Source organism: Ruegeria sp. AM2 (assembly GCF_056540685.1).
On sequence record NZ_JBQFXE010000001.1, the window covers coordinates 1,018,909 to 1,033,930 of the forward strand.

18 protein-coding genes are annotated in these 15,022 nt (G+C 59.5%); 12 read left to right on the forward strand and 6 right to left on the reverse strand.

What is annotated here, in order from left to right:
• Nucleotides 1-54 precede the first annotated feature (54 nt).
• From ACR0CR_RS05090 to gatC, 4 genes are read right to left on the reverse strand one after another with little or no spacing between them, the layout of a single operon-like run.
• Entirely contained in the window at nucleotides 55-756 is a 702-nt protein-coding gene (locus tag ACR0CR_RS05090; RefSeq protein WP_480597328.1) for an N-acetylmuramoyl-L-alanine amidase, read from the reverse strand.
• The gene (locus ACR0CR_RS05095; RefSeq protein ID WP_480597329.1) at nucleotides 713-1,387 is read right to left on the reverse strand and encodes a hypothetical protein; all 675 of its coding nucleotides are present in this window, start codon (nucleotides 1,385-1,387) and stop codon (nucleotides 713-715) included. Before ACR0CR_RS05095 ends, ACR0CR_RS05090 begins: the two co-directional genes overlap by 44 nt.
• Before the next feature lie 40 nt (nucleotides 1,388-1,427).
• Complete coding sequence (gene gatA / locus ACR0CR_RS05100; protein WP_480597331.1) at nucleotides 1,428-2,915, reverse strand: Asp-tRNA(Asn)/Glu-tRNA(Gln) amidotransferase subunit GatA; 1,488 nt, start codon at nucleotides 2,913-2,915, stop codon at nucleotides 1,428-1,430.
• Between the two features lie 3 nt (nucleotides 2,916-2,918).
• On the reverse strand, nucleotides 2,919-3,206 hold the full coding sequence (gene gatC / locus ACR0CR_RS05105) for an Asp-tRNA(Asn)/Glu-tRNA(Gln) amidotransferase subunit GatC (RefSeq protein WP_170454967.1): 288 nt from the start codon (nucleotides 3,204-3,206) through the stop codon (nucleotides 2,919-2,921).
• A gap of 241 nt (nucleotides 3,207-3,447) precedes the next feature.
• On the opposite strand from gatC, the gene ACR0CR_RS05110 reads away from it, so the two are divergent.
• Complete coding sequence (locus ACR0CR_RS05110; protein ID WP_480597333.1) at nucleotides 3,448-3,594, forward strand: hypothetical protein; 147 nt, start codon at nucleotides 3,448-3,450, stop codon at nucleotides 3,592-3,594.
• A gap of 136 nt (nucleotides 3,595-3,730) precedes the next feature.
• Nucleotides 3,731-4,294: a DUF4202 domain-containing protein gene (locus ACR0CR_RS05115; protein WP_170655759.1), complete on the forward strand. Its 564-nt coding sequence runs from the start codon at nucleotides 3,731-3,733 to the stop codon at nucleotides 4,292-4,294.
• Here ACR0CR_RS05115 and ACR0CR_RS05120 read toward each other — a convergent pair.
• Complete coding sequence (locus ACR0CR_RS05120) at nucleotides 4,267-4,941, reverse strand: ceramidase domain-containing protein (RefSeq protein WP_480597335.1); 675 nt, start codon at nucleotides 4,939-4,941, stop codon at nucleotides 4,267-4,269. The two genes, ACR0CR_RS05115 and ACR0CR_RS05120, sit on opposite strands and share 28 nt — an antisense overlap.
• 58 nt (nucleotides 4,942-4,999) lie before the next feature.
• Here ACR0CR_RS05120 and ACR0CR_RS05125 point away from each other — a divergent pair, with 58 nt between their 5' ends.
• Both ACR0CR_RS05125 and ACR0CR_RS05130 read left to right on the forward strand, forming a co-directional pair.
• Nucleotides 5,000-5,692, forward strand: coding sequence for a metal-dependent hydrolase (locus ACR0CR_RS05125; protein WP_480597337.1), 693 nt, complete (start codon nucleotides 5,000-5,002; stop codon nucleotides 5,690-5,692).
• Nucleotides 5,692-6,867, forward strand: a complete 1,176-nt coding sequence (locus ACR0CR_RS05130; RefSeq protein WP_480597338.1) for a M24 family metallopeptidase — start codon at nucleotides 5,692-5,694, stop codon at nucleotides 6,865-6,867. Before ACR0CR_RS05125 ends, ACR0CR_RS05130 begins: the two co-directional genes overlap by 1 nt.
• Nucleotide 6,868: 1 nt before the next feature.
• Here the strand turns inward: ACR0CR_RS05130 and ACR0CR_RS05135 are convergent, their stop codons facing one another.
• Nucleotides 6,869-7,321 carry a nucleoside deaminase gene (locus tag ACR0CR_RS05135; RefSeq protein ID WP_480597340.1) on the reverse strand — a complete coding sequence of 151 codons (453 nt, stop codon included), beginning with the start codon at nucleotides 7,319-7,321 and terminating at the stop codon, nucleotides 6,869-6,871.
• Here ACR0CR_RS05135 and ACR0CR_RS05140 point away from each other — a divergent pair.
• The 8 genes from ACR0CR_RS05140 to ACR0CR_RS05175 all read left to right on the forward strand — a co-directional run bounded on the left by ACR0CR_RS05140 (nucleotide 7,320) and on the right by ACR0CR_RS05175 (nucleotide 15,006).
• Nucleotides 7,320-8,198 carry a pseudouridine synthase gene (locus ACR0CR_RS05140; RefSeq protein WP_480597342.1) on the forward strand — a complete coding sequence of 293 codons (879 nt, stop codon included), beginning with the start codon at nucleotides 7,320-7,322 and terminating at the stop codon, nucleotides 8,196-8,198. The genes ACR0CR_RS05135 and ACR0CR_RS05140 overlap by 2 nt on opposite strands.
• Nucleotides 8,199-8,372: 174 nt before the next feature.
• Complete coding sequence (locus ACR0CR_RS05145) at nucleotides 8,373-9,287, forward strand: 5-bromo-4-chloroindolyl phosphate hydrolysis family protein (RefSeq protein ID WP_480597343.1); 915 nt, start codon at nucleotides 8,373-8,375, stop codon at nucleotides 9,285-9,287.
• Between the two features lie 29 nt (nucleotides 9,288-9,316).
• Nucleotides 9,317-10,507: a toxic anion resistance protein gene (locus ACR0CR_RS05150; protein ID WP_480597345.1), complete on the forward strand. Its 1,191-nt coding sequence runs from the start codon at nucleotides 9,317-9,319 to the stop codon at nucleotides 10,505-10,507.
• Between the two features lie 10 nt (nucleotides 10,508-10,517).
• On the forward strand, nucleotides 10,518-11,474 hold the full coding sequence (locus ACR0CR_RS05155) for a DUF2927 domain-containing protein (RefSeq protein ID WP_480597347.1): 957 nt from the start codon (nucleotides 10,518-10,520) through the stop codon (nucleotides 11,472-11,474).
• Nucleotides 11,475-11,496: 22 nt separating this feature from the next.
• On the forward strand, nucleotides 11,497-12,645 hold the full coding sequence (locus tag ACR0CR_RS05160) for an SPFH domain-containing protein (RefSeq protein WP_480597348.1): 1,149 nt from the start codon (nucleotides 11,497-11,499) through the stop codon (nucleotides 12,643-12,645).
• 91 nt (nucleotides 12,646-12,736) lie between these two features.
• Nucleotides 12,737-13,192, forward strand: a complete 456-nt coding sequence (locus ACR0CR_RS05165; protein WP_480597349.1) for a hypothetical protein — start codon at nucleotides 12,737-12,739, stop codon at nucleotides 13,190-13,192.
• A complete protein-coding gene (locus ACR0CR_RS05170) occupies nucleotides 13,189-14,277 on the forward strand; it encodes a TFIIB-type zinc finger domain-containing protein (protein WP_480597351.1) in 1,089 nt (362 codons plus the stop codon). The genes ACR0CR_RS05165 and ACR0CR_RS05170 overlap by 4 nt, the downstream gene beginning before the upstream one ends.
• 60 nt (nucleotides 14,278-14,337) lie before the next feature.
• On the forward strand, nucleotides 14,338-15,006 hold the full coding sequence (locus ACR0CR_RS05175) for a nitroreductase (RefSeq protein WP_480597353.1): 669 nt from the start codon (nucleotides 14,338-14,340) through the stop codon (nucleotides 15,004-15,006).
• Nucleotides 15,007-15,022: the final 16 nt, after the last annotated feature.

The window sequence follows — 15,022 nt, forward strand, 5'->3', positions numbered from 1 at the left end:
CTTGGCCTTCGGCCAATTCATCCCCGGGATATTTTTGGCCAGATGAAGGAGGGATCAGTTATTGTTCGACGGGTCGGTCAATGCTGAAAGGTCAGCAGCCTGCAACGGGCCGCGCGCCCATGGGCGGAATCTGAGGCGGATGGCGGCAAGCAGAACTTCCTCGTCCGTGACGGCAGTATAGCCGAATTTGCGGGCCAATGTGCGCAATGTTGTATTGTCGGGCACATCGTTTTGGCCGCGTGGGGATGCGAAGCCCTGGCGCTCAAGCCTCTGCCAGTCGAAGCGGGGACCGGGGTCACTTTTTCGGCCGGGGGCCATGTCGGAATGGCCGATAACACCGTATGGCGGGATTTTCCATCGCTGCATAATGCCGGGCAGAATGGCCTCAAGCGCAGAGATCTGCGGCGCCGCAAAAGGGTGATCCCCGCGATTGTCCAGTTCGATCCCAATCGATCGCGAGTTGATGTCGCCTTGACCATTCCACTCCCCCGCCCCGGCATGCCAGGCGCGGTCTTCTTCGCGCACCATTTGCCAAAGCGTACCATCTGCGCCGATCAGGTAGTGGGCCGAAACTTCGTGCACAGGGTCGCAGAGCCGTTGGAGAGCAGCCTCGGCGCTGTTCATTGCCGTGTAGTGCAGAACGATCAGCGAAGGCGTCAGCCCATCCCGGCGGGGGCCGAAATTGGGCGATGGACGCCAGATCGGTGTAAAGTCAGTTGTTGACGGCACTACGGAACGGGGATGGGTCCCAGCCACAGGCGTAGCCGTCGCCATCTGGATCAAGGCCTTTGCGGTCGCGCTGCGGTCCCCCGGAGGACAGAAAATCGATCTGGGCCTGATCCGGCGAGGGGAAGCGGGCGCAGTTGCGCTCGGCCTTGGCCTGTAGGTTGAAACCCGCACGGCTATAAAGCTGCGTACCAACCGGGTTCGAGGTGCTGAGCGCGTATTGAACAATATTGGGTTGACCGTCACTGCCACGCTGGGGAACCGCCGTGGGGGCGACCACTTCGTAGGTTTGGCGGTTTTGCTCGATCCGGGCGGCATCGGATTCGATGCTGCGCCGGTTGGAGACGGCCGCAAAATCCTGTTCATCCGAAATCGCGGTGTTGTTTGGCCCAGGCACTGCTGGCGCGGGTTGGCTGGACGTGCTGGCCAGTGCTGCCGCAGTCTGATTGGCGATGTCTGCGCTGTCTCCGGCAGCAGTCAAGGGCAGTTCCGAAACCGGTTGCGGCGGTTCGAACGGATTGCCGCCATAGCCCTGCCCCGCCAGTTGTGCCTCGCGTTGCGCCTGATATTGCGGCGTGTTGAATCCGGTGCCTTCGACCGGCGCGACGGTGTCACAGGCCGCGACCGCGCCAAAGGCGGTTATCAGAAGCAATTTGCGCATGGGGCTGCTCCGTTCTTCGATGTCTTGCCTGACTTGAGGGTTACCACCATTTGCCCGGCTTGGCCACAAAGCCAGCTGCATTCTCGAGCGCATACGCGGTGTTTAGCAGATCGCCCTCTTCCCAGGGACGACCGATCAATTGCAGACCCAGCGGCAGACCTTGCTTGTCCAGACCGGCGGGAACGGAAATACCCGGAAGGCCCGCCAGATTCACGGTCACGGTGAACACATCGTTGAGGTACATTTGGACCGGGTCAGCCTCGGTCATCTCACCCAGACCGAAGGAGGCCGATGGGGTGGCCGGGGTCAGGATCGCATCGACGCCTGCGGCGAAGACATCTTCGAAGTCTTTCTTGATCAGTGTCCGGACGCGGCGGGCACGGTTGTAATAGGCGTCGTAAAAGCCAGCGGACAACACATAGGTGCCGATCATCACGCGGCGCTGGACCTCGTGGCCGAACCCTTCGGCGCGGGTTTTTTCGTACATCTCGGTGATGCCATCACCCTGCGCCAGTTGCGCGCGGCGGCCATAGCGCACACCGTCATAGCGGGCGAGGTTCGAGGACGCCTCGGCGGGCGCAATCACATAGTAGGCAGGCAGCGCGTATTTGGTGTGCGGCAGCGAGATATCGACAATCTCAGCGCCTGCATCTTTCAGCATATCCGCGCCATCGGACCAGAGCTTTTCAATCTCGGCGGGCATGCCGTCCATGCGGTATTCTTTGGGGATACCGATTTTCTTGCCCTTGATGTCGCCGGTCAGCATCGCCTCAAAGTTCGGGACGGCCAGTTCGGCGCTGGTGGAATCCTTCGGGTCGTGGCCGCACATGGTTTCCAGCATGATCGCCGCGTCGCGCACGTTCTTGGTCATCGGCCCGGCCTGATCCAGCGAAGACGCAAAGGCCACGATACCCCAACGCGAGCTGCGCCCGTAGGTCGGTTTGATCCCGGTGATGCCGACAAACGCGGCAGGCTGGCGGATGGACCCGCCGGTATCGGTGCCGGTCGCGGCCAGACACAGATCCGCTGCCACAGCCGAGGCCGAACCACCCGACGAGCCGCCCGGTGTCAACTGCGCGTCGTCATTGCCGCGACGCCACGGGCTGACCGCGTTGCCATAGACCGAGGTTTCGTTGGACGAACCCATGGCGAATTCGTCCATGTTCAGCTTGCCCAGCATGACAGCGCCTGCGTCAGCCAGTTGCTGAGACACAGTGGATTCGTATTCGGGCTTGAAGCCCTCCAGAATTTTGGATGCCGCCTGCGAGGGCACGCCCTTGGTGCAGAACAGGTCCTTGATACCGATCGGCAGACCGCACATGGCAGGCGCGTCGCCGCCCTTGATCCGCTCATCCGCCGCCTTGGCGCGTTCCAGCGCGATCTCGGGTGTTTTGTGGACAAAGGCGTTCAGCGCGTCGGCGTCGTCAATTGCCTTCAGGCAGGATTCGGTCAGTTCGACCGAGGTTACGTCACCCTTGCGCAGCGCATCGCGGGCCTCGGCCAGGCCCAGTTTGTTCAGATCGCTCATGTCTTACTCCACCACTTTGGGGACTGCGAAAAAGCCCTCGCGCGCGTCGGGGGCGTTGGCCAGAACCTTGTCCTGCTGACTTCCGTCTGTGACCACGTCCTGACGACGTTTCAGGCGCATCGGCTCGACCGAGACCATCGGCTCGACACCTTCGACATCGACCTCGTTCAGTTGCTCGATGAACCCAAGGATGGTGTTGAATTCGGATGCCAGCGCGGGCAGCGCGTCATCCTCGACCTTGATCCGGGCCAGTTTGGCCACCTTGGCGGCGGTGCTTTGGTCAATCGACATCGGAAAACCTCTTGTGCGTTAGGGGGCGTTTACCCGTCTGGCGCAGCTCTCGCAAGGCCATCGGCGAGCGGTCCGCGCCACGATTTGTGACAGAAGATCAGGGGACACCATGCATTTCTACATATCCGTCATGAAAAAAATAAACTGAATAGTTCACTTTGCCCCTTGAAAAAATGAACTGAACTGTTCACTTCATAACTACGGCACAGCCAAAACCGGAGTTAAGACTATGAAAACGTTCATGACAACCCTTGTATTGGCCTCTACTGTCTTTGCGGCCCAAGCCCAGGCATTTGGATCCACTATGGACAACCTGGTACGCGACCTGAGCTTCCCCGAGCCGGTCGCAGAACCGGTCACAAAGGACAGAACACAGCAGGGCAAATGACCCCCCGACCCTGCGTCCGGGTCGGGCACTCCTCTCCCGACCCGGAATTTTCAATTGATTGCCGCGCATAAGGCGACTCGTTACGATAGCTCTGAAAGACCAAGCCAGCCCAATCGGCAAAATGACGGAGCAGACGATGGACGCGCGCAAGCAAGCAGTTCTGGACGCAATTGATGCGGCCAACACCCAAGACCCCAACATGGAAGACGGTCAGCCCGCTGCCTTGCTGTATGGCCAACGGATGAGTTCCGAGTTGGACCGCCTGTTTCCAAATGCCTCGGACGCGTTGCAAATCGCGGCGCGCGGACAGCACGTGGAACGGTGGAAGCTTAAGCGTACGGAATACCCTGAAGGGCGGGCCGGTTATCTGGCTTGGCGGAAGGCCCAAGGCGTTTACCACGCCGAGGTCGTGCGCGGACTGATGGAACAGGCCGAATATGGGGCCGACGCTTTAGATGCCGCAGAACGTATGCTGCGCAAGCAGGGCATCAAGCGGGATGAAGAGGTGCAGGCGTTGGAAGACGTGATCTGTTTCGTCTTCCTCAAATGGTATTTTGAACCCTTTGCCGCCAAGCATTCAGCCGAAAAGATCCAGAGCATCGTCGAAAAGACCGCGCGCAAGATGTCGCCCGAAGGCCGTGCGCGGGTTTTGTCAGAGTTCGATCTGCCCGATCACTGGGCCGCCGCGTTCAGGGATTGATCACTGCGGGCCATGTGCCGCCGATAAACCTCGATCATCCAGCCCAGCATGATTGCGTTCAGAATGTGCCACATGAAATGCGTGCCCAACGGTAGCTGGCCGCATAGCGGAATGTCCGTCGCCCGAAAGGTAATGGATGCAATCAGGACAAAGGCGCCGATGGCCAAACCGCGGGCCAATTCCGGCTCTCGCTGCCGCAGAAGAAATGCGTAGATCAGAATCAGCAACGGTACAGGCGCGTAGGCCGATGAACCGCCAAGCCCAGGGACCAGTTGGAACAGCGGGACCGTGGCCGCCGCGTAGGGAATGAACAAAACGGTTCCAAAAAACGCGTACCCAGGCCGCATCCGCCAGACGTCGCGGTTGATCGCGAATATGTAGATCAGGATATAGGCCAATATCGGTGTTGTATCCGCCATTGCGGCCCAAACCTGCGCATGGGTGTGGAACAAGTAGCTGCCGACCCCGATCAGCGCCAGCACGACCACCAGAAGGTTGGCCAGCGGCATCGCCTGTCCGCGCACGCGCCGCCACATGATGAAGGCTGCAATCAGGAATGCGGCGTTGGTTACCGCGTTGATCGGCTCGGCCCAATACGCGGGCGAGAGCCGTTCACAATAGCCATCAATTTCTCTGGTCCAGTCCATAGATTTTTACATAGCGGATGCTAGGCTGGCTCCAAGCGTTTTTTGGGAGGGAATGTTCATGAATATCATATGGCTGGGTCACGGAAGCTTTCGGATCGAAACCGCAGGGCAAGTTCTGCTGATCGATCCCTGGCTGACCGGCAACCCTGTGTTGCCCGAAGACAAGCATGACGAAGCCGTTGAAGGGGCCACGCATATCCTTTTGACCCACACCCATTTCGACCATGTGGTCGACGTCCTGCCGCTGGCCAAACACCTCAAGGTGCCGGTTGTCGGACAATATGACCTGATGGGCTATTGGGCCGAGGCCGAAGGGATCGAGACTGTCGGCTTTAACAAGGGCGGAACAGTAAACCTGAACGGCGTCAAAGTGTCGATGGTGCCTGCGTCCCATAGCTCGACCTTTTCAACACCCGATGGGCTGCGAACCGGTGGGACCGAGGTTGGCTATATGATCGCGGCAGAGGGGCGGATGCTTTACCTGTCTGGCGATACCGACATCATGGCCGATATGGAATGGATGGGCGATTACTACAAACCCGATATCGGGATTTTGTCTGCCGGTGGTCACTTTACCATGGACATGAAAGGCGCGGCCTATGCGGCCAAGCGGTACTTTGACTTCAAAACCGTCATCCCCTGCCACTTTCAGACCTTCCCGATACTGGAACAATCTGCTCAGGCAATGGTAGACGCCTTGCCCGGTGTTGACGTGATCGAGCCCGAAGTCATGCAGGCAATCAAACTCTGATGCCTGCATCCGATTTCACCGCGCAGGAATACGCGGCACGTATCGCAAAAACCCGAGCGGAAATGGATCAGCGCGGGATCAACACGCTGCTGATCACCGATCCATCTAATATGGCGTGGCTGACCGGCTATGACGGCTGGAGCTTCTACGTTCCGCAAATGGTGATCCTGCCCACCAACGGGTCGCCCCTTTGGTGGGGTCGCACGCAGGACAAGGCCGGGGCTGCGCAGACCACTTGGTTGAACACCTCCGATCTGCATGACTGGCCCGAGGAACATGTTCAGCATCCCGACCACCACCCCGTCGAGTCTCTGGTCGAATTGCTGCGCGCGCGGGGATGGACGTCAGATTTGGGCGTCGAGATGGACAACTACTACTATTCAGCCGCCAGTCATCGCATTCTTGAACGCGCTTTCGGGACCGAGGCGCTGGTCGATGCAACCGGTTTGGTAAACTGGCAACGTGCCATCAAGAGCGACACCGAGATAACCATGATGCACAAGGCTGGTCGGCTGACGGCTCATATGCATTCGGTTTTGCGCTCTGCTTTTCGCGAGGGCGTTCCAAAGAATCAACTGGTGGCCGAAGTGCAGGCAGCCGGCGTGGCGGGCCTGCCGGACCTGCCCGGAGACTACCCGGCGATTGTTCCTATCGCGCCCTCGGGGACCGAGGCGTCGGCCTCGCATATCACCTGGAATGACCGGCCCTTGACACGCGGCGAGGCCACCTATTTCGAAATCTCCGGTTGCTTCAGGCGTTACCATTGCCCGGCGAGCCGCACTCTGTTCCTAGGCGACCCGCCCGCCGATATTCGCCGTGCCGAAGCGGCTGTGCTGACGGCCATCGATGATGCCCTGACTGCAGCGCGCCCGGGCACCACCTGCGAAGATGTGGCGCAATGTGTCTATGACAGCTTTGCAAAAGCGGGCTATGTCAAAGCCAATCGCACTGGGTATCCGATTGGTCTGAGTTACCCGCCCGATTGGGGCGAACGGACCATGAGTCTGCGCCCTGGCGACAAGACGATCCTGCAAGAAAACATGACCTTTCACCTGATGCCCGGCCTGTGGACGCCTGATTGGGGTCTGGCCATCACCGAGAGTTTCGTCGTCACGTCAAACGGCGGTGCGCCCCTTGCAAATATTCCGCGTGAGATGGTGGTGAAAGCGGCCTGACCTACCCGCGTTGCGCGGCGAAAAAGGCGCGCAGCATTTCGGCGGCCTCATCAGCGGCAATGCCATCATATACTTCGGGACGGTGGTGGGCCTGAGGGTGCGAGAATACCCGCGCACCATGAGCAACACCCCCTGACTTGGGGTCAGACGCGCCGTAATAAATACGCCGTATCCGCGCGACGGCTAGTGCGGCGGCACACATCGCGCACGGCTCCAGTGTTACATAAAGGTCGTGATCCGGTAGGCGTTCTGATCCGGCCTCAGCGCATGCGGCGCGTAGGGCCAATATCTCGGCATGGGCCGTCGGATCGTTCAATTCGCGCGTACGATTGCCTGCCGAAGCCACGACTTGCCCACCCGGAGCGACAATCACGGCACCCACTGGTACCTCGCCCCGGACTGCGGCGGCCTGCGCCTCTTGCAGGGCCAGTTTCATATGCGATCTGAACGCCATGCCTCTGACTGCCCCAGAAACCTGCCTTTCGCAAGCCGCGCGGATGCGCTATGGCCCGGGGATGAGCAACTCTCCCCCTCCCGGCGACCGGATCGCCAAAGTGCTGGCCCGCGCCGGTGTCGCTTCGCGCCGCGAGGCCGAACGCATGATCGAAGCGGGTCGTGTGACCGTGAACGGCAAAGCGATCGACAGCCCGGCGCTGAACGTCACCGGCAAAGACAAGATCACCGTCGATGGCAAACCGGTGTCCGAGCCCGAACCCTCTCGCCTCTGGCTCTATCACAAACCCTCTGGTCTGGTGACGACGGCGCGTGACGAAAAAGGCCGCGAGACGATTTTCGACAAATTGCCCGAAGACATGCCCCGCGTGATGAGCGTCGGACGGCTTGACCTCAACTCGGAAGGGTTGCTGTTGCTGACCAATGATGGCGGCATCAAGCGCAAGCTGGAACTGCCCGCAACCGGCTGGCTGCGCAAGTATCGCGTGCGGGTGAATGGCCGCCCAAAGGACGAGGATTTCGAACCCCTGCGCAAGGGTTTGGTGATCGAGGGCGAGCGGTTTCAGCCCATGACGGTTACTCTGGACCGGCAACAGGGGGCGAATGCCTGGCTGACCATCGGCCTGCGAGAAGGCAAAAACCGCGAGATTCGGCGAGCCATCGAAGATATCGGGTATGCGGTGAACCGACTGCTGCGCGTGTCTTATGGCCCCTTCCAATTGGGAAATCTCAAACCCGGAGAGGTGGAGGAGATCCGCCGCCGTGTTTTGCGCGATCAACTGGGGCTGGATTCGGCTGAGCCCACGAACGCTCCAGCCAAACGTCCCGCACGTCCGCACAGAAAGCGGACGCCGATCAGCAAGAAAACGCGTCGCTGACGCAGGTTGGGCAACCTTCCCCCTAGCGCTAAGACCTCTCATCCCCTAAATTTTCTGTGAGGGAAACCAACGGGGGCATGATGTCGGGAAGCAGCGTACAAAAATTGGCCTATGCGGCCTTGCTGGTCCTGCTGTTTGGCGTTTGCACCGGATTGCTTGGGGGTCTGTAGACGCATGGCCAAACGCTATGGCGGCAAGTTCAGCCCTCAGGGCGGTGCGTCCTCTGACGAGGGTAAACCGCGCGGGCAGTTCGATGGCGCGCGCGTCGAACCCGCAGGTGCGCGTGCGAATGTGATGTTTGTGCCGGCCATTCCGCTGGTATTTCTGTCGTTGAATGATGGCGCCATTGGTATGACCATTGGTCTTGTGGCCGCCGGACTGCTGACCGCCGCAGCGTTTCTGCTGCGTGAAGGGTTGCGCGCCGAGGCCGCCTATAACGCCAAGAAAACCGCCCGTCGCCCCGCGTTTCCCCGCAAGGTATTTGCCAGCGTTGTAACCGGGTTGGGGGTCGCGCTGGCCTCGTACCGGACCGAGTTTCTGGATGCCGAAACCGCCGCGCAAGCCAGCCTACTTGCCCCGGTGTTGTTCGGTGTGGCGGCCACAGTCCTGCATTCCGTGTCCTTTGGTCTGGACCCGATGAAGGACAAAGGGATGGAAGGCGTGGATACCTTTCAACAGGACCGGGTGGCGCGCGTTGTGGAAGACGCCGAAACGCACTTGTCCGCGATGACCGACGCCATCAAACGCGCTGGCGACAGGCGGGTCGAGGCGCGGGTCGAGCGGTTTCAGGACACCGCCCGTGATCTGTTTCGTACGGTCGAGGAAGACCCGCGCGATCTGGCAGGAGCGCGAAAGTACCTGACGGTCTATCTGCAGGGCGCGCGCGACGCGACCGTCAAATTTACCGACGTCTATGCTCGTACCCGCGATGCGCAGGCACTGGCCGATTATTCTGCACTGCTCGACGATCTTGAGCAAAACTTCGCGGCGCGGACGGAAAAAATGCTTTTGGATGACCGCAGCGATCTGACGGTTGAAATTGACGTGCTGCGCGAACGGTTGCAGCGCGAAGGCGTCCGGTTGGACTGACCGGCCACTAGTTGAGCGAGGATTACCCCATGTCCGAAAAAGTGAAGAACAAGGCGGTCGAGGCCGAAACGCTGGTGCAGGAAGTCACCGCCGTGGCACTTCCCGAACCAACTTTGGAAATCGTTCCGCTGGAAGAGGCGGACGAGCCCGTCAGTGCCGAAATCCGCAAGCGGATGGGTGAGATTGACATGGGCAACACCAACTCGATCGTTTCCTTCGGGTCCTCGGCCCAAGCGGAATTGCAAGAGATCAGCCAAGCCATGCTGGCCGATGTGCGCAACAAGGACGTAGGTCCGGCCGGGGACAGCCTGCGCAATATCGTGACCACGATCCGGGGCTTTTCGGTCAGTGAGTTGGACGTGCGGCGTGAGAGAAGCTGGTGGGAAAAGCTGGTGGGCAAAGCTGCTCCGTTCGCCAAGTTCACGGCGCAATTCGAAGAGGTGCAGGGCCAGATCGATCGGATCACCGACGATTTGCTGAGCCATGAACACACTTTGCTCAAGGACATCAAGTCCTTGGATTTGCTGTATGAAAAGACGCTTGGTTTCTATGATGAGCTGGCGCTTTATATCGCAGCGGGCGAGGAGAAGCTGACCGAGCTTGATAGTCACGACATCCCGGAAAAAGAGGCCGAAGTTCAGGCCGCCCCGGAAGAAAGCCAGGTGATGAAAGCGCAAGAATTACGTGACCTGCGCGCCGCGCGGGACGATCTGGAACGCCGTGTCCATGACCTGAAACTGACGCGGCAGGTGACAATGCAGTCTCTGCCCTCAATCCGGTTGGTGCAGGAAAATGACAAATCTCTGGTGACCAAGATCAACTCGACATTGGTGAACACCGTGCCGCTGTGGGAAACACAGTTGGCGCAGGCGGTCACAATCCAACGCAGCGCCGAAGCCGCCACGGCCGTGCGGGACGCCAATGATCTGACCAACGAATTGCTGACCGCGAACGCGGCCAACCTGCGGCAGTCCAACAAGATGATCCGTGAGGAAATGGAACGCGGTGTGTTTGACATCGAAGCGGTCAAACAGGCCAATGCGGACCTGATCGGCACAATCAATGAAAGCCTGGCCATCGCCGATGAGGGCAAAGCCAAGCGCGCTGCCGCCGAAGAAGAATTGCAAAAAATGGAAACTGAACTGCGTGACACCCTTGCCGCAGCCAAGGCGCGCCGGGACGGGACCGGCGATAACGCCGGCACAGCCGTTCCGGGTTGAGGTCAGAGCGATGTTCCCTGCGGGGCGATTCAGAAAGGCATTGTGCGCGCTTGGGCTGTTCGTCTTGCCCGCATGTGAGACCGCGCTAACGACGTCAATCGCCCCCGAGGCGCGCCCGGCGCAACCTCAGGCCGCAGCAAACGCTTATGTTCCGGCCTCGGCAGCCAGTCAGGACCTGGCGCGGTTTTACGATCGGGTTCAGCGCGATCTGCTGACACGCGGGTTGCTTCGAATAGATGGCGGAGGTCCGGACACACCCTATGAGGCCGACGATCTGGCCCGCAATTTTGAGACAATTGCGTTTTACAGCGAGTATCCCAACCACTCGATTTCAATCGGTTCGCGCCAGACGGACGGGCAGCTCAGCCGCTGGACCAGCCCGGTGCGGGTTCAACCCGAATTCGCCCCCTCGGTGCCGCCAGACGTCAGATCCGAAGACAAGACCCAGGTCTCGGCCTATGTCAGCCGGTTGGCCAAACTGACCGGCCATCCGATATCGACCGTCAATCGCAATGGAAACTTTCACGTCTTCTTCGCCGGCAAGGATGACTCCAGCTATGTCGTATCGCGGCTCAGGCAGTTGGTTCCCAACATTGGTCAGGCCTCGCTTGATCTGATCGCCAACCCGCGATCTTCGTTCGATTGTTTTGTCTTTGCTTCGGCCACCCGATCCAATCCAAATGTGTATGTGCGGGCTGTAGCCCTGATCCGAGCGGAATTGCCGGATCTGGTGCGCCTCAGCTGTATCCACGAAGAGATTGCTCAAGGGCTGGGTTTGCCGAACGACAGCCCCTCCGCACGGCCTTCGATATTTAATGACGACGACGAATTTGCCTTGCTGACAAGCCACGACGAAAAGCTGCTGACCTTACTGTATGACCCGCGTTTGAAACCGGGCATGACGGTCGAGCAAGCCCGCCCCGTTGTACGTATCATAACCCGCGAAATGATGGGTCAGTCGCTCTGACCCCAAGCCCAGGAGAAGCCCAATGGGAATTTTCGATTTTTTGACCGGAGAATTCATTGATGTCATTCATTGGGTGGATGACACGCGCGATACCATGGTCTGGCGGTTCGAACGTGAAGGGCATGAGATCAAATACGGTGCAAAGCTGACCGTGCGCGAGGGACAATCGGCGGTCTTCGTGCATGAAGGGCAGTTGGCCGACGTGTTCACACCCGGCCTATACATGCTTGAAACCAACAACATGCCGATCCTGACCACGTTGCAGCATTGGGATCATGGGTTCCAGTCGCCGTTCAAGTCCGAGATTTATTTCGTCAACACGACCCGGTTCAATGACTTGAAATGGGGCACCAAGAACCCCATCATGCTGCGCGATCCCGAGTTCGGGCCGACGCGCATCCGGGCCTTTGGCACCTATACCGTTCGTGTGAAGGACCCGGCAAAGTTTCTGGTCGAAATCGTCGGAACGGATGGCGAGTTCACGATGGATGAGATCAGCTTTCAGATCCGCAACATCATCGTGCAGGAGTTCAGCCGGGTGATTGCGGGTTCGGGCATTCCGGTTCTGGACATGGCCGCCAATACCGCCGATCTGGGTAAACTGATCGCGGCCGAGGTGTCTCCGGTGCTGGACGGCTATGGGCTTGAGATGCCCGAGTTCTACATCGAAAACATCTCGCTGCCGCCTGCGGTCGAGGCAGCACTGGATAAGCGCACGTCGATGGGCCTGGCGGGTGATCTTGGCAAATTCACGCAGTATTCTGCGGCAGAAGCAATGACGGCGGCGGCCAGCAATCCCGGTCAAGGCGGCGGTATGGGCGCGGGTCTTGGCATGGGAATGGGCATGGCGATGGCGCAGCAGATGTCGAACATGGCAGCGGGTCAGCCAAGCGGCCCGTGGGGCGGCTCCGCCCCCGCTGCCCCGCAACCTGCGGCGCATGCGGCACCGCCCCCTCCCCCACCTGTTGAGCATGTCTGGCACATTGCGGTAGATGGTCAGACCAGCGGTCCGTTTTCAAAAGCCAAAATGGGGCGCATGGCCACCGAGGGACAGTTGACGCGCGACACCCATGTCTGGACCGCAGGGCAGGATGGCTGGAAAAAGGCCGGCGACGTGCAGGAACTGGCGCAGCTGTTTACGATCCTTCCGCCTCCGCCACCTGGGGCGTGACGCTGTGGGTGAAGTCAATCCGCAAGCGCCTTACTCAAAACGCGACATATCCTGCGCTGTGAAACTGTCAGCACTACTAGGGTGGGCAGGCGTGATTGGTATTCCGTTGCTTTCCAGTTTGCAGCGGCGCGGTCTTGACTTGGACTCTGTGTACCTCGTTTTCTGGTACGCCCTATTTGGCTTACCAATATCGCTTTTTTTCTGTTGGGTGATGGTCAAACCTTTTCTGCGTATCATGATGCGCCATCAGGTCAGCTATTTTCGCGCCGCCATTTGGGGGGCGGGAATTGGCAGTCTGCTTATTTTTCTCAGGGTGGCAATCAGGCTTTTCAGAGGGTGGCGTAGGTCACTGAACCCCAAGAGCACATTCAGCTTTAGCGACGGTGTTGATACAATCTCCGTGAATGGCGTTTTGACTGACTATGGCTGGCAGTTGTTCGCCAAAAGCTCTTTGCAGTTTATTGCGATCTGCGTCTTGGCGGCATTGGTTGTGCGCTTGATAATCGGCCCAGGGAATGGCGGCGTTAAATCCGAGGTCAACCAATGACCGAAGAACACCGTTTTCCCTGCGATCAATGCGGCGCTGACTATCGGTTTAACCCGGCAAACGGGACCCTAACCTGCGACCATTGCGGGCACACGGAACAAGTCGGTTCGGGCCCATGGGGCAGTGCCCAGTTGAAAGAGCTGGATTTTGACGCTGCCGTCGCCGACGCCCTTCCCGATTCCGAAATCGAAGAAACCCGGGTTCTGACCTGTCCGAACTGCGCCGCTCAGGTCGAGTTTGATCCCAATACCCACGCGGCGGAATGCCCGTTTTGCGCGACCCCGGTTGTGACCGATACCGGGGTCAATCGTCATATCAAGCCGCGCGGAGTGTTGCCATTTGCATTGGACGAACGCGCTGCCAACAAGGCTATGAGCGACTGGCTGGGCCGGTTGTGGTTCGCGCCAAACGGGCTGCAGGACTATGCGCGCAAAGGTCGGAAAATGCAGGGCATCTATGTGCCGTACTGGACCTTTGATGCGGATACCAAATCCGCATACCGGGGTGAGAGGGGCACGGTTTATCATGAAACGCGGACCGTCATGCGGGACGGAAAGCGGGTTCAGCAACGTGTCGCCAAGGTGCGCTGGTCCCCTAGGTCTGGTCGCGTGGCTCGGTTTTTTGATGACGTTCTGGTGCTGGCGTCGCAATCCCTGCCAAAGTCCTACACAGACGCACTGGAGCCTTGGGATTTGCCCGCTCTGGAGCCGTATCAGCCCGAATATCTGGCTGGTTTTCGGGCCGAGGCCTATACCGTGGAACTGAACGACGCGCACCAGGAAGCGCGCGCCTATATGGCTCGGGTCATTGAACGTGACGTGCGGTTTGACATAGGCGGTGATCGCCAGCGCATTCATAAAATCGAGACTGACATCCGCGATGTCACTTTCAAGCACATCCTGCTGCCCGTCTGGATGGCGGCCTACAAGTACCGGGGCAAAAGCTATCGCTTTGTGGTCAATGGTCGCACCGGGCGGGTGCAGGGCGAACGCCCCTGGTCCGCGATCAAGATCACAATTGCGGTCTGCATCGGCCTGCTAATCGCCGCAGCAGTTGGATACATGGCCGCGACCGGGCAGCAATAGGCAATCGGACCTTGCGAAACCTCGCTCGGCTGTTCATCTTGCCGCAAGAGAGGGGGGATCGTGACACTTAATGTACTGAATCAACTGCTGCACGACCGCCATTCGTGCCGCGCTTTCCTGCCCGACCAAGTTCCACGAGACGTGATCGAACAAATCGTGACAAGTGCCGGACGTGCCCCAAGCTGGTGCAACGCACAGCCCTGGCACCTGACCATCACCAGCGGCGCCGAGACCGACAAGTTCAGAGAGGCACTGTTGCACGAGGCCGCAACTGGAACGCCCTCCCCAGACCTACCCTTTCCGACAGGGTATTCAGGCGTCTATCAGGACAGACGACGCGCCTGTGGATGGGCGCTGTACGAGGCGGTTGGGGTCGAAAAAGGGGATCGGTCGGCTTCAGCACGCCAAATGATGGAGAACTTTGCGCTTTTTGGCGCTCCGCATTGTGCGATTGTATCCAGCCCTGCTGAGCTTGGCCCCTATGGCGCGATGGATTGCGGAGGGTTCGTCACGGCTTTTACCTTGGCCGCGCAGGCGCTCGGACTGGCCAGCATCCCACAAGCTGCAGTGGCGAGCTATGGCCCTTTTTTGCACCGGTATTTTAACATCCCGGACGATCGCCTGATCCTGTGCGCTATTTCGTTCGGGTATCCCGACAAAGACCACCCCGCAAATGGGTTCCGCACCGAGCGGGCCAGCTTGGACGAAACCATTGACTGGCACGGCTGAACACCTGCTGAGGAAA

Coding starts and splice junctions, on each gene's coding strand:
- gatA (WP_480597331.1), bottom strand. CDS start 2,915: ATGAGCGATCTGAACAAACTGGGCCTGGCCGAGGCCCGCGATGCGCTG.
- ACR0CR_RS05110 (WP_480597333.1), top strand. CDS start 3,448: ATGACAACCCTTGTATTGGCCTCTACTGTCTTTGCGGCCCAAGCCCAG.
- ACR0CR_RS05140 (WP_480597342.1), top strand. CDS start 7,320: ATGCCTCTGACTGCCCCAGAAACCTGCCTTTCGCAAGCCGCGCGGATG.
- ACR0CR_RS05095 (WP_480597329.1), bottom strand. CDS start 1,387: ATGCGCAAATTGCTTCTGATAACCGCCTTTGGCGCGGTCGCGGCCTGT.
- ACR0CR_RS05145 (WP_480597343.1), top strand. CDS start 8,373: ATGGCCAAACGCTATGGCGGCAAGTTCAGCCCTCAGGGCGGTGCGTCC.
- ACR0CR_RS05155 (WP_480597347.1), top strand. CDS start 10,518: ATGTTCCCTGCGGGGCGATTCAGAAAGGCATTGTGCGCGCTTGGGCTG.
- ACR0CR_RS05120 (WP_480597335.1), bottom strand. CDS start 4,941: ATGGACTGGACCAGAGAAATTGATGGCTATTGTGAACGGCTCTCGCCC.
- gatC (WP_170454967.1), bottom strand. CDS start 3,206: ATGTCGATTGACCAAAGCACCGCCGCCAAGGTGGCCAAACTGGCCCGG.
- ACR0CR_RS05135 (WP_480597340.1), bottom strand. CDS start 7,321: ATGGCGTTCAGATCGCATATGAAACTGGCCCTGCAAGAGGCGCAGGCC.
- ACR0CR_RS05150 (WP_480597345.1), top strand. CDS start 9,317: ATGTCCGAAAAAGTGAAGAACAAGGCGGTCGAGGCCGAAACGCTGGTG.
- ACR0CR_RS05130 (WP_480597338.1), top strand. CDS start 5,692: ATGCCTGCATCCGATTTCACCGCGCAGGAATACGCGGCACGTATCGCA.
- ACR0CR_RS05125 (WP_480597337.1), top strand. CDS start 5,000: ATGAATATCATATGGCTGGGTCACGGAAGCTTTCGGATCGAAACCGCA.
- ACR0CR_RS05160 (WP_480597348.1), top strand. CDS start 11,497: ATGGGAATTTTCGATTTTTTGACCGGAGAATTCATTGATGTCATTCAT.
- ACR0CR_RS05170 (WP_480597351.1), top strand. CDS start 13,189: ATGACCGAAGAACACCGTTTTCCCTGCGATCAATGCGGCGCTGACTAT.
- ACR0CR_RS05115 (WP_170655759.1), top strand. CDS start 3,731: ATGGACGCGCGCAAGCAAGCAGTTCTGGACGCAATTGATGCGGCCAAC.